Origin of the sequence: Vibrio sp. MEBiC08052 (genome assembly GCF_001506075.1) — a bacterium.
In the GTDB taxonomy this organism is placed as follows: Bacteria; Pseudomonadota; Gammaproteobacteria; order Enterobacterales; family Vibrionaceae; genus Vibrio.
The window spans coordinates 1004646-1018454 of the sequence record NZ_KQ947475.1 but is presented as its reverse complement, the minus strand read 5'-3'; the positions used below and the strand labels follow the sequence as shown (position 1 = coordinate 1018454).

At 44.4% G+C, this 13809-nt stretch carries 8 protein-coding genes; 2 read left to right on the top strand and 6 right to left on the bottom strand.

What is annotated here, in order from left to right; all coding sequences use genetic code 11:
• Positions 1-12: 12 nt before the first annotated feature.
• The gene (locus tag VRK_RS04600; protein WP_059120301.1) at positions 13-3174 is read right to left on the bottom strand and encodes a FimV/HubP family polar landmark protein; all 3162 of its coding nucleotides are present in this window, start codon (positions 3172-3174) and stop codon (positions 13-15) included.
• Positions 3175-3449: 275 nt separating this feature from the next.
• Positions 3450-5120: a glutamine--tRNA ligase gene (gene glnS, locus VRK_RS04595; RefSeq protein WP_059120300.1), complete on the bottom strand. Its 1671-nt coding sequence runs from the start codon at positions 5118-5120 to the stop codon at positions 3450-3452.
• A gap of 621 nt (positions 5121-5741) precedes the next feature.
• On the opposite strand from glnS, the gene nagC reads away from it, so the two are divergent.
• Together nagC and asnB are read left to right on the top strand one after the other, a co-directional pair.
• Entirely contained in the window at positions 5742-6956 is a 1215-nt protein-coding gene (nagC, locus tag VRK_RS04590; protein WP_059120299.1) for a DNA-binding transcriptional regulator NagC, read from the top strand.
• Between the two features lie 265 nt (positions 6957-7221).
• Complete coding sequence (gene asnB, locus VRK_RS04585) at positions 7222-8886, top strand: asparagine synthase B (protein ID WP_059120298.1); 1665 nt, start codon at positions 7222-7224, stop codon at positions 8884-8886.
• A gap of 105 nt (positions 8887-8991) precedes the next feature.
• Here asnB and rfaH read toward each other — a convergent pair whose 3' ends face one another.
• The 4 genes from rfaH to htpG all read right to left on the bottom strand — a co-directional run bounded on the left by rfaH (position 8992) and on the right by htpG (position 13581).
• A complete protein-coding gene (gene rfaH / locus VRK_RS04580) occupies positions 8992-9486 on the bottom strand; it encodes a transcription/translation regulatory transformer protein RfaH (protein ID WP_059120297.1) in 495 nt (164 codons plus the stop codon).
• A gap of 73 nt (positions 9487-9559) precedes the next feature.
• The gene (gene hemH / locus VRK_RS04575) at positions 9560-10534 is read right to left on the bottom strand and encodes a ferrochelatase (RefSeq protein ID WP_059120296.1); all 975 of its coding nucleotides are present in this window, start codon (positions 10532-10534) and stop codon (positions 9560-9562) included.
• A gap of 183 nt (positions 10535-10717) precedes the next feature.
• Positions 10718-11362 (bottom strand): adenylate kinase, encoded by a 645-nt coding sequence (gene adk, locus VRK_RS04570; protein ID WP_059120295.1) that lies wholly within the window; start codon positions 11360-11362, stop codon positions 10718-10720.
• Between the two features lie 314 nt (positions 11363-11676).
• On the bottom strand, positions 11677-13581 hold the full coding sequence (htpG, locus tag VRK_RS04565) for a molecular chaperone HtpG (RefSeq protein WP_059120294.1): 1905 nt from the start codon (positions 13579-13581) through the stop codon (positions 11677-11679).
• Between the last annotated feature and the right edge of the window lie 228 nt (positions 13582-13809).

Here is a 13809-nt window from a genome sequence, read left to right as displayed (position 1 = left end):
TCGATGTCGGCCTCAGGCGACGTCATCTTCTTCGACGACGGGGGCATCGGCTGGTGATGATGTATCGGATTCATTCAGCGCTGCGGTTTCGTCGAATTCTGGTAACGCTTCATCAGCGATAAAGTCTGATACATCGTCGCTCTCCGGCGGCTCCGCTGCTGCTTCGGCTTGCGTCGCTTCCGGCTCAATCGCCTGATCACCATCGATGTCTGCCTCAGGCACGTCATCTTCTTCGACGACGGGGGCATCGGCTGGTAATGATGTATCGGATTCATTCAGCGCAGCAGTTTCGTCGAATTCTGGTAACGCTTCATCAGCGATAAAGTCTGATACATCGTCGCTCTCCGGCTCGATAACTTTCTCGGCATCAGTATCCGCTTCAGGGACATCATCCACTACCGAGGCGGGTATATCGTCTGATGATTCTGGCGTCTCACTTGGCTGTTCGATATCTGAATCAATCTCAGGCGTAATATCTGAGTCATGCTGCGCGGAATCATCTGCGTCTGCTTGCGGTGTATCGGATTCATTCAGCGCTGCGGTTTCATCGAATTCTGGTAACGCTTCATCAGCGATAAAGTCTGATACATCGTCGCTTTCCGGTTGCTCCGCAGTTACTTCGGCTTGCGTCGCTTCCGGCTCGATAACTTGCTCGGTATCAGTATCCGCTTCAGGGACATCATCCACTACCGAGGCGGGTATATCGTCTGATGATTCTGGCGTCTCACTTGGCTGTTCGATATCTGAATCAATCTCAGGCGTAATATCTGAGCCATGCTGCGCAGAATCATCTGCGTCTGCTTGCGGTGTATCGGATTCATTTAACGTGGCCTCATCGAAGTCAGGTGATGCAGACTCAGTCACTTCTTCATCATCCGGTATTGGTGGAGAAGATAGTTCTAGTTCTTCATCAATATCCCAATCCGTGTCTTGCGGCACCCCAAACTCATTTGCGGCAACTGACTCATCATCTTCATCAACCTGCTCACTCCCTTCAATTTCAGGATTGAAATCAAAGTCATCTGCGTCCTCTTCCGGTGCCTCTGCTGAGACGGATGTTTCAAAATCGACTTCATCTAATAGCGGGTCTTTATCCGGTGCAGAACTAATCAGATCATCTATAAATCCTTCACGATTAAAATCGTCATCTTCATCGATACTGTGCTGTTCAATTTCTAATAATTCGTCAAATAATTCGGTTCCATCATCAAGCGGAGTTATATCTTCATCGAGCTCTGCATCTGCATCCAAGTCTTCATCAAGAGCGAGAGTTTCAAAATCAAACGGGTCATCACTATCATCGTCATCCGCTAAGTCAAGGCCGCCTAGATCTTCTAACTCTTTATCCCAGTTGAGTTCATCGTCTGACTCATCCGATTCATCCAGTAGCTCATCCAGCAGCGCGGTACTTTCATCGATCATACTGTCTGATTCATCTTTGGATGTAGCTAGTGTGTCAAATACTTCTGTGTCAAATGCTTCATCCAAAAATGAATCATCCTGACTATTTGCTTCTAACTGCTCTAAATCAGCTTGTTGTTCAATACTGTCAAATAAAGCTTCTAGATCGCTATCAGAGGCTACCCCGGCATTCCCCAGATCGAACTCGTCATCTTGCTCCTCTGCCAATAAATCATCGAGCATGGATTGATCGAGCTCTGTCGTATCCAAATCATCGTCAAGCGCATCACCATCCAGCAGTGTCTCAATTTCGTCCTGAGACATACCGACTTGATCGTCACTGGAAAGGTCGAAATCCTCACCCTCTGCTTGTTCTTCATCATCTGCAGCGAGAGATGCATCCTCAAGCGCCCGCTCCATTTCTTCCAGACCGACCGCTTTATCTTCGCTGTTGACACTAATACCATTTGCACTCGCTGAAAAATCACTATCGAGGTCTGTATCAACTAAATCACCATCATCATCGATGCTGGCAAACAGGTCTTCCTCACTGTCATCACCCAGATCTAAATCAAGATCGACATCGTCCAGTTCAGCAAACACATCATCGGCATCCGCTTCATCCTGAGCGTCATTTTCTTCTGATTCAGGGCTCGTAGTGCTAAAGAGATCATCATCAAGTGATAGGTCATCAAGTTCGTCATCGTTACCGCCGGCCTCTGCGGCATCCCCGATACTAATCGGTTTATCACTCACATCCTTCGACTCAGTGATCGCATCAGATGACGTATCCGATGTTTTTCTCCGACCAACAAGCCACATGATCAGTAAAGCGATCAATAATCCGGGAATAAGAGCAAACGCACCTACAGCCCATCCGTTTGACAACAATTTGTCCAGTGATGTAGGAGCCATTCGCTCAGCTTCTGCACGTTTTCTACGCTCTTCAGCCAGTAGTTTTTCAACTTCAGTACGAACTTTGTTTTCATCACCCAGTTCATTCTTCAGCTCACTCACTTCTGACTGAACTTTTGACAACATGAGTGTTAAACGGTGGTTTTTCTCTTCAAGGGCCAGAATTTCTGAGTCCGCCCCTTTCGCATCTGATGAGGAGAATGACAGCACGCTCTGGGGAGCTTCTGTCTGAGCTGGAGGCTGCTCTGGCGGAATAATCTTTTCTGTCGGCGGACTCATTTGCTGAGCATCAGCTGATTGCTGTGCCGGCTTCGTATAAGGCTGGGCTGTCGGTGGGGTTTCTGTTTTGACAGACGCGGGCTCTGCCGACTTCACCGTACGAGATCTTGCCGCAGAGGATGAATCGGTTGCAGCGAGACGACTCGCCTGATCTAACCGTTGCTGATGGGCCTGCATGACCCTTGTTGCTTCTTCTGTAGTGACACTGCGGATTTGCACAAGAGATGGAATGCGTAACCGACTTCCCGGAATTAAGCTGTGGATATTCTGCTGTTCAAATGACTCGGGATTTAACTGATAGAGAGCAAGTAGCGTTTGCTGAACGGTAACTTGATTTGATGGTCTGAGTTTTGAGGCAATAGACCATAATGTTTCTGTTTCGGAAGTCGGGCCATAAAATTTTGAAGGCTCATTATTTGATTGTGCAGCAGAAGACCTCACCGCTTCACTGTATTGGGGTGATGACTGCACCTGACCTGTTGGCCCAAGCAGACGAATACCTTCTGCATGAATAAGAGAAATCTGACCCACGGCTGCTATTGCAAGTGGTAACAACAGACGTTTTAAAAATTGACGCATATAAAGCTCAGCTATGTGCTTAGGTAATAGTAAATTCAATAATCTGTTAAATATATCGGATTACACCAGCAAAACTATAGGTTATCCGGAAAAAAACTGTTTTGCCTACAATAATTGCGCGCATCTCACACATTTTCCACAATTCTGATTCACCATCGACCCCTGCATGCGTTCAAATAGCATCAGATCAAACCAGTTGATGGCGTCACAAAGCATGATTTGAACAGTAAAAAAGCCAGCAATTTGCTGGCTTTCTATCACTTCATCAAAGCATATCAGGCCGCTTCAATCTTCGCCCATGTGTCTCTCAAACCGACAGTCCGGTTAAAAACCAATGATTCGGTTGAAGAATCGTGATTATCGGCACAAAAATAACCTAAGCGTTCAAACTGATAACCAAATTCTGGTTGAGCCACGGCTAAACTGGCTTCGACAAAACCTTGCTTGCGGACCAGAGATTCGGGGTTCAGGACTTGCTTAAAATCATCTTCTGCAGCCGGGTTTGCCACCGAAAAGAGCCGATCATACAGCCGGAACTCAGCGGGAACACCTTGGTTGACGGAAACCCAGTGAATGACACCTTTGACTTTTCTGCCATCCGCAGGGTTTTTCCCCAATGTATCGGCATCGTAAGTACAGTAAATCGTCGTAATCTCACCCGCGCTATCTTTTTCAATCCGCTCAGCTTTAATGACATAAGCACCGCGTAAACGGACTTCTTTGCCAAGAACAAGACGTTTATATTTCTTATTCGCTTCTTCACGAAAATCTTCACGTTCAATCCAAACTTCCCGGCTAAAGGCGACTTGGCGGCTGCCCATCTCAGGCTTGTTCGGATGATTGGCGACATCCAGCATCTCCACCGTGTCAGCGTCATAATTTTCAATGACAATCTTCACCGGATCCAGTACAGCCATCGCTCTGGGCGCATTTTCATTCAGGTCATCACGAATACAAGATTCCAATGAACCAAATTCAATCATATTGTCTTGCTTCGTCACGCCGATGCGTTTACAGAATTCACGAATCGATGCCGATGTAAATCCGCGACGACGTAAACCAGAAATTGTCGGCATCCGTGGGTCATCCCATCCTGAAACCAAGTTTTCTGACACCAATTGATTCAGCTTCCGTTTAGACATCACAGTATATTCAAGGTTTAAGCGGCTGAACTCATACTGTCTCGGATGGCAGGGAATCGAAATGTTATCCAATACCCAATCATACAATCGTCGGTTATCCTGAAACTCTAGCGTACACAGCGAGTGAGTAATGCCTTCCAATGCATCCGAAATACAGTGAGTAAAATCGTACATCGGATAAATACACCATTGATTACCTGTCTGGTGATGCTCGGCAAAACGAACCCGGTATAAAACCGGATCACGCAAGACGATAAAAGAAGAAGCCATATCGATTTTGGCACGTAAACAGGCTTCACCTTCCTGAAAACCACCACTGCGCATTTTTTCAAACAAGGCGAGATTTTCTTCAACACTGCGATCACGGTAAGGACTTTCTTTGCCCGGTTGAGTCAAGGTTCCCCGATACTCACGGATTTGTTCCGGAGTCAGTTCTTCAACATAAGCCAGACCTTTCTCAATCAACTCAACTGCATAACGATACAGCTGATCAAAATAATCAGAGGAATAACATACCTCACCAGCCCATTGAAAACCTAACCAGTTGACGTCTTTCTTAATCGACTCAACATATTCGATGTTCTCTTTTTCTGGGTTTGTATCATCAAAACGTAAGTTACACTGGCCCTGATAATCCTGAGCAATACCAAAATTCAAACAGATTGACTTAGCATGTCCGATATGAAGATAGCCGTTCGGCTCTGGTGGGAATCGGGTATGCACACTGGTATGTTTGCCTTCCGCCAAGTCTTTATCAATAATCTGACGGATAAAGTTCGATGGACGAGCCTCAGCTTCACTCATCTATAACACCTCAATAATTTTGTATTCTCAGGACCGTGACTCATCTGTTTGAATCCAGACAAGTACACCACGAATAATTTTGCAGTTAGGATATATAAAAATTAACACCCCTAATGATCCACAATTCTTTGTGATTACACAATATGATTCCGGGATATTCTTAAGATTATTTCCTGAGATTGATCATTTTACATCGATAAAACGGTATTTCTGGTTTTTGGCGCTGGATTGCGCATCAAGAGCGCCATCATAATTAGCATTTACATCCTCCAAATATTGCGAAAAAGTAAACTGAGATGGCAAAAGATTAGTGACCAATGCCACAGCTCCTACAGCTGCAGCTGGAGAGGACTTTATTTTTAGCGATAAGGCAGTATATTACCGCTTTGGCAGGATATATTCTGGACTCAGACAATGAACTGCCTTGAACACCAGCCATCATCGTACAAATAAACTCAGTGAATGTACCGTCGTCTGCCGGTATAGAGAAAAGTACCATAGACATCACGCAACCAAACCGACACAATAAACACAGTGAGTATGTGGGTAGGCTATCATCGATAAAAAATTTTACAATCCGATGACAAGATTAAAAAATGGGCAATACGAGCAGCATAAGCAATGAATGATACGCAAAAAGGTAATGTAGATTTAGTCAAACAACTTAATAGTGCCGCTGTGTATCGGCTCATCGATCAACAGGGTCCGATCTCTCGCATTCAGGTTGCAGATATCAGTCAGTTAGCACCTGCCAGTGTCACGAAAATCACCCGCCAACTGTTGGAAAAAGGCCTCATTAAAGAAGTCGCACAACAGGCATCGACCGGTGGACGCAGGGCTATCTCTCTTGAAACTGAAGTGCTTCCGTTTCATTCCGTCGCTGTCAGGCTAGGCCGCGACTACATTCAGATCAGTCTTTATAATCTGGGCGGAAACGAAATTGTTTCCGATTATCATGAGTTTCAATATCTGCATCAAAAAGAACTCATTGAAGGATTACTTCACTACATTCGTCACTTCATCCGAGAAAAACAAGCATATATTCAACAATTAATTGCCATTGGTGTGGTTCTCCCCGGACTGGTTAACCCAGAAACAGGCGTGGTTGAATACATGCACAATGTCGATGTTGATGAACTCGCGATGGGAGACATCATCAAAAATCATTTCGGTGTCGAGTGTTTTATCGGTAATGATATCCGGGGACTTGCCCTCGCTGAACATTATTTCGGTTCAAGTCAGGATTGTCAGGATTCGATTTTGATCAGTGTCGGCCGCGGAACAGGGGCCGGAATGATCGTCAATGGCCGAATTTTTCTCGGGTTTAACCGCAATGTTGGAGAAATCGGTCATATTCAGATCGATCCACTGGGTGCACAATGTCAGTGCGGTAATTTCGGGTGTCTGGAAACAGTGGCATCCAACCCGGCAATCGTTAAACGGGTCAGACAATTTCTTGATCAAGGCTATCAGTCAACACTTTCTGAATTGGAGCAAATTACGATTAACGATATTTGTGATCATGCCAATCAGGGAGATGAACTGGCACGTCAGACCTTGATAAAAGTCGGTGATCATTTAGGTAAGGCCGTAGCTATCACAGTAAACTTGTTCAATCCGCAAAAAATTGTTATTGCCGGGGATATTACGATGGCACAAACATTGATTTTTCCGGCTATCGAACGCAATGTACAGAATCAATCTCTGAAAGCATTCTATAAAAACCTCCCGATTGTGGCCTCACAGGTTTATAAGCAACCGCCGATTGCTGCTTTTGCAATGATCAAACGAGCCATGTTAAATGGCGTATTACTCCAAAAACTTCTTGAAGAGTAATCACTGTATTGATACGCCAAGGTAACCAATCTGGTTGCCTTGCTCGATTTCTATCCCTCCCTGACTCCCGACATCAACCAACGAATCTGAACAAATAACAACCACATTGCGTCTATAGTTATAAAAAATTTAATAAAATGACAAAAGAATTAAATTAAATTCACCTTAAGTGAATTTTAAATAGAAATAGATACAATCAAGTGTTGTCTTTTCTGAAAAAAGTGGCACATTAACATTCAAAGCAAAAAATCATAAGGGAATGAGTATGTGTTCTATATTTGGCATCTTAGATATAAAAAGCGATGCATCGAAGCTACGTCCGCTGGCATTGGAAATGTCCAAAAAACTTCGTCACCGTGGTCCGGACTGGTCTGGTATTTATACATCGGATCATGCAATTCTGGCGCATGAAAGGCTGGCTATCGTTGGTCTGAATAGCGGCGCTCAGCCAATCTACAGTCCGAATAAAAAACATATACTCGCCGTCAACGGTGAAATCTATAACCACAAAGAAATCAGAGCCCGTTACGAAGACAAATACGATTTCCAGACTGATTCAGATTGTGAAGTCATCTTGGCACTTTATCAGGATATGGGTGCAGATTTACTCGAAGAACTCAACGGTATCTTCGCTTTCATCCTGTACGATGAGGAAAAAGACCAGTATTTGGTCGGTCGCGATCACATCGGTATTATTCCGCTCTATCAAGGCTTTGATGAACATGGGAACTATTACATTGCCTCAGAAATGAAAGCGTTGGTTCCGGTTTGTAAAACCATCAGCGAATTTCCTCCGGGTTGTTATTACGGTTCATCCGATCAAGAGCCGGTCCGCTACTATACTCGAGACTGGAACGACTATAGTGCCGTTGAAGATAATGTGACAGATAAAGAGCAACTGACTCAAGCCTTGGAGGCGGCTGTCAAACGACAGCTCATGACCGACGTTCCTTACGGCGTACTGCTATCCGGAGGACTGGACTCATCCATTACTTCCGCAATCGCGAAACGCTTCGCTGCGATGCGGATTGAAGACGATGAGCAATCGGCAGCTTGGTGGCCTCAGTTGCACTCATTTGCAATTGGTTTGGAAGACGCTCCGGACCTTAAAGCCGCCCGGGAAGTTGCTGCAAAAATCGGCACGGTTCACCATGAGATGACCTATACCATTCAGGAAGGTCTGGATGCCATTCGGGATGTGATTTACCACATCGAAACATATGATGTGACAACCATCCGTGCATCAACGCCAATGTTTTTGATGGGGCGAAAAATCAAAGCAATGGGAATTAAAATGGTGCTTTCCGGTGAAGGTGCCGATGAAATTTTCGGGGGATATCTTTATTTCCACAAAGCCCCGAATGCTCGCGAGTTCCATGAAGAAACAGTTCGCAAACTACTGGCGCTGAACATGTTTGACTGTGCACGAGCGAACAAATCTCTGGCTGCATGGGGTGTGGAAGGACGCGTCCCATTCTTGGATAAAGAGTTTATTGATGTTGCCATGCGTCTAAACCCGAAAGATAAAATGTGCGGCAACGGCAAAATGGAAAAACATATCTTGCGAGAATGCTTTGAACACTATCTGCCAGACTCAATCGCCTGGCGGCAGAAAGAACAGTTTTCAGATGGTGTCGGCTACGGCTGGATTGATACCCTCAAAGCAGTCGCAGAAGAAAAAATCACCGACCAACAGATGGAAACAGCGCAGTTCCGCTTCCCATACAATACGCCGACAACCAAAGAAGGTTATGTATACCGGGAAATTTTTGAAGAGCTATTCCCACTCGAATCCGCAGCAAAGTGTGTTCCGGGAGGCCCATCCGTTGCTTGTTCATCGGCAAAAGCCATTGAATGGGATGAATCGTTTAAGAACTGTATTGACCCATCCGGACGCGCAGTCAAAAACGTTCATCAGGAAGCTTACTAAGCCGCGATTCTCAATCAGTACTACAAAAAAACAGCAGGATTTTTTCCTGCTGTTTTTTGATGATGATAATGACAGAGACTTATCTGTCTAGAAGAGAAAATCCTGCTAAGACAACTCCAAATCTCGATTATCAAAGCTCATTGCAACGGTCTGACTAATCATTTTCACCAACATGATTGAACGCGTTTCGCCATCCGCTTCCTGATAAATGGCATCAATTCCGGCAAATTGCCCCCCTTTCACCCGAATGACCTGTCCACGCTGTGGCATACTCTGCTGAAGAGACTGAGGATTGGATTCCAACACTTTTAAGTGTTCGACTAACTCAGCGCTCACTTCCTTAGGATGCTGTCCGAAACGGATAAAATCAGCCACCCCTCTCGTCGAACGGACTGAAACAAAACTGGGGCCGCTCTCATAATCAAAACGGACAAACATATAAGAAGGGAACAGCGGCTCAAGTAGAGTTTGCTTTTTTCCCCGCAAAATCTTCTCGACTTTTATTTCAGGGTAATAGCATTCAACGCCCTGATTCTCCAAATGGCATTTGGCTCGCTGCTGTTCTCCACGCTTACAATACAGTAAATACCATTGTTTCATATTCTGACAACCATTTTTCTCCTTCATATATAAACCCTAGCAACAGTTTTACAGAAGGTACATGTATAAACACTCATTCATGTTTGTTTGTCGAATGTTTCACCAATTCGGCGAATAAAGACACATAGGTATCTGAGTCGTTCAGACAGCCAATGAAGTTGTAAACCTCTCCACCAGCATGCAGAAAAGTCTCTTTGCCCTCTTGCGCGATTTCTTCCAGCGTTTCCAGACAATCTACCGCGAATGCCGGAGAAATGATGTCCAGATTCTTGATACCGTTCCGGGGAAGATTTTCTAACGTTTTATCGGTATAAGGTTGCAACCACTCTTCTTTGCCGAAACGGGATTGATAAGCTGTGCCAATTTGATGTGTCTCTAATCCCAACTCAGCGGCAAGCAGTCGAGTCGTCTCAATACAGTGCTGTGGATAAATATCACCATTATCTGCATATCGCTGTGGAATACCATGATAGGAACAGAGCAGATAATCTCCCCGGCCATGATTTTCCCAAGAATGCCGAACTTGCTCAGCGAGTGCTTTTATATAGAGTGGATGATGATAATGATCGCGAATAATATGAAGTTCAGGGACCACCGAAAATGACTTTAACGCATTGGCGACGGCATCATAAACCGCAGCTGTGGTTGTTCCTGAATATTGAGGATAAAGCGGTAATATCGTTACAGACTCAACCTGCTGTGCCATTAGGCGTTGCAATCCATCCCGAACACTTGGCTGACCATAGGTCATCCCAACTTCAACCGGTATATCAAGCAATTTTGCCAATTTGTCGCGCTGACGCATTGAATACACCATTAACGGTGACCCACCATCCATCCAGATCTGTTGGTATAAACGCGCAACTTTAGGTGAACGAATGGGTAAAATGACGCCATGTAATAATGGACGCCAGACCCAAGGAGAAAGATCAATGACACGCGGGTCAGAAAGAAATTCAGCCAAAAACGCTTTCACCGCAGCAGGTGTTGCTGCTGTTGGCGTTCCCAAATTAACTAACAGTACACCTCGTTTTTTTGCCGGATACATCACGTCAGATTTCACCTATTCAGTCAAATAATCATCAACAATACTACAGGCTATACTCTATCACGATTTTTAGCGAGAGCATCTGCCGGATAAAAAAATCCAGCGCCTCGAAAGACTCTGGATTTCTATCCGTCAAGATATCCCGTTATCGATGACCATCAGTCAGCGATAAACCAGAGGGGATCATCCTAATGCTTTTTCAATATCGGCACTGACTTCAGCAACCTGTTTGGTCCCATCCAATTTCAGATATTGGGTTTTCCCTGCCGCTGCTTCTTTGCTGTAGTATTCAATCAGCGGTGCCGTCTGCTCATGATACACAGCCAGACGTGAACGAACAGTTTCTTCTTTGTCATCATCACGAATGACAAGCTCTTCACCCGTGACATCATCTTTACCTTCAACTTTCGGTGGGTTATACACCACATGATAAGTCCGTCCAGACGCTAAATGAGCACGGCGACCAGCCATCCGTTCAACAATCACTTTATCCGCCACATCGAACTCAATCACATAGTCGATCTCAATTCCCATCGCTTTCAGACCATCTGCTTGAGGAATTGTCCGAGGAAAACCATCAAGCAAGAAACCTTTCTCACAGTCAGGTTGAGCAATGCGTTCTTGAATCAATCCCAGAATAATATCATCAGAAACTAACTGACCAGCATCGATAACTGCTTTGGCTTGCTTACCAAGTTCAGTGCCGGCTTTAATTGCAGCACGAAGCATGTCACCGGTAGAAATTTGTGGAATACCATATTTCTCCATAATGAACTGAGCCTGTGTCCCTTTACCAGCACCTGGAGCACCCAGAAGAATGATGCGCATGTTTAATCCTCTTTAGAAAATGATGAATTATACCGAAACTCACTGCATTCTCGTTGTCACGGAAAGTTTCGGTATAAACGTGTAATTCAAGTCATCAGACCATTCAATAGGCGAGCAAAATACACGCCTTCCCTAAGACATTCAAGTCTGGAATTCTACCATAAGGATTCATTTTTGAACGTCCGGTACGACTAAAGATTGATAGAAACCTAATGTTCTGTGACAAATATGATACAAAATATCAATTATTTTCATAAAGTTACATGAATGAAAAAGATAAGCCCGCAATGCGGGCTTATTGAATACCAACAAACTTATTGAACCTTAGTCAAGAGTCGGTTGACCGCACTCAGGAATTGAGCGGGATCTTCCATTGAACCTCTTTCTGCCAACATCGCCTGACCTAACAGAATCTCGACCCAACGACCAAACTGCTCTTCATCCGGTTCATCAGCCATTTTCTTAACCAGATCATGCTCCGGATTTAACTCCAGAATATATTTCACTTCCGGAGCGGCTTGTCCTGCAGCTTCTAATAACTTCGCCATTTGTGTACCGATCTCATAATCATCGGTAACAACGACCGCAGGTGTCGAGGCAAGTTTGAATGTTGTACGAACTTCCTTAACGCGGTCACCGAGATAAGATTGCGTTCTTTCGACAACTGTTTTAAACGCTTCTTCTGTCTCTTTATGTTTTTCTTTCTCAGCTTCGTCCTCGAACTGGCTCAAATCAAGTCCGGCTTTGGTAATTGATTGGAACTGTTTTCCGTCAAACTCGGTGAGATAGTTCATCAGCCATTCATCAATACGGTCATACATCAGAATAACTTCAATACCTTTAGACTTGAACTGTTCTAAGTGAGGGCTATTCTTCGCTGCCGCATAGCTGTCTGCGGTCAGATAGTAGATCTTATCCTGACCTTCTTTCATCCGCTCAACATACGCTTTCAGCGCGACGTTCTGCTCAGAACTTTCCGTATGTGTTGAGGCAAATCGCAGCAAACCGGCAATTTTCTCACGGTTTGAAAAATCTTCAGCAGGCCCTTCTTTCATCACCAGACCAAATTCTTTCCAGAATGTCTGATATTTTTCTTCATCGCTGGACATGCGCTCTAGCATCGATAACACGCGCTTGGTGCATGCACTACGCAGTGACTGAGTCACTTTATTATCCTGCAAAATTTCACGGGATACGTTCAACGGCAAATCATTTGAGTCAATCAGGCCTCGGACAAACCGCAGATAAGAAGGCATGAACTGCGCCGCATCATCCATAATGAACACGCGCTGTACATACAGTTTCAAACCGCTTTTATGATCGCGGTTCATCATGTCCCACGGTGCTTTAGAAGGAATATACAGCAAGCTTGTATAGTCGTTCTTCCCTTCAACCTTGTTGTGGCTCCAGACAAGTGGATCAGCAAAGTCATGAGAAACATGCTTATAAAATGCTTTATATTCTTCCTCACTGATCTCCGATTTGGGTTGTGTCCATAGCGCTTCGGCTTTGTTCACTTTTTCCCATTCGGTCTCACCGGTTTCTTTACCTTCTTCGTCAGTTTTCACCGTTTGAATATAAACAGGGATACCAATATGGTCAGAATATTTAGAAACCAGTTCTTTCAAACGCCATTCAGATAAAAACTCTTCACCCTCTTCGCGCAAATGCAGAATAATATCGGTACCACGACTCTCTTTGCGAATCGTTTCCAGCGTATATTCCCCTTCTCCTTGAGAGTGCCATAAAACCCCTTCATCCGCAGAAAGGCTGGCATCACGGGTCCGAACAGTCACTGCATCGGCGACAATAAAAGCAGAATAGAAACCGACACCAAATTGACCAATTAACTGTGAATCTTTGACCTGCTCATCAGATAGTTTGGCAAAAAACTCTTTTGTACCAGATTTAGCAATTGTCCCGAGGTTATCAATTACACTGTCCCGGCTCATACCAATACCATTGTCTGATATCGTGAGCGTCTTCGCTTCCTTATCGAAAGACAGACGTACAGCAAGGTCGGCATCTCCTTGATATAGCTCCGGATTCGACAGCGCCTGAAAGCGCAATTTATCAGCCGCATCAGATGCATTGGAGATCAGCTCCCGTAAAAATATCTCTTTATTTGAATAGAGAGAATGGATCATCAGGTTCAGCAACTGCTTTACTTCTGACTGAAAACCACGAGTTTCTTTGTTATTCGTAACCGTTTCGCTCATACTAGCTCCATGACTTAATGCATTCATACCGATTCATAATGTATACAAATATTCTTGCTTGCTAGTAAAATATGGGTCATGAAAGTGAATTCAAGGTTAGACAATCTAAAAACAGTGTTTTTTTCTAAAAATTTTATTATCCTGTGCTCAAGAAATCTCAATATATCTAAATGGCATCAAGAAAACTTAACTCGCCCTTAACTCAAACGTTGAGATAATCACGAAACA

Excerpts from the sequence above, each read along its gene's own strand:
- hemH (WP_059120296.1), bottom strand. The coding sequence starts at position 10,534 with ATGTATCCGGCAAAAAAACGAGGTGTACTGTTAGTTAATTTGGGAACG.
- adk (WP_059120295.1), bottom strand. The coding sequence starts at position 11,362 with ATGCGCATCATTCTTCTGGGTGCTCCAGGTGCTGGTAAAGGGACACAG.
- glnS (WP_059120300.1), bottom strand. The coding sequence starts at position 5,120 with ATGAGTGAAGCTGAGGCTCGTCCATCGAACTTTATCCGTCAGATTATT.
- VRK_RS04600 (WP_059120301.1), bottom strand. The coding sequence starts at position 3,174 with ATGCGTCAATTTTTAAAACGTCTGTTGTTACCACTTGCAATAGCAGCC.
- asnB (WP_059120298.1), top strand. The coding sequence starts at position 7,222 with ATGTGTTCTATATTTGGCATCTTAGATATAAAAAGCGATGCATCGAAG.
- rfaH (WP_059120297.1), bottom strand. The coding sequence starts at position 9,486 with ATGAAACAATGGTATTTACTGTATTGTAAGCGTGGAGAACAGCAGCGA.
- nagC (WP_059120299.1), top strand. The coding sequence starts at position 5,742 with ATGAATGATACGCAAAAAGGTAATGTAGATTTAGTCAAACAACTTAAT.
- htpG (WP_059120294.1), bottom strand. The coding sequence starts at position 13,581 with ATGAGCGAAACGGTTACGAATAACAAAGAAACTCGTGGTTTTCAGTCA.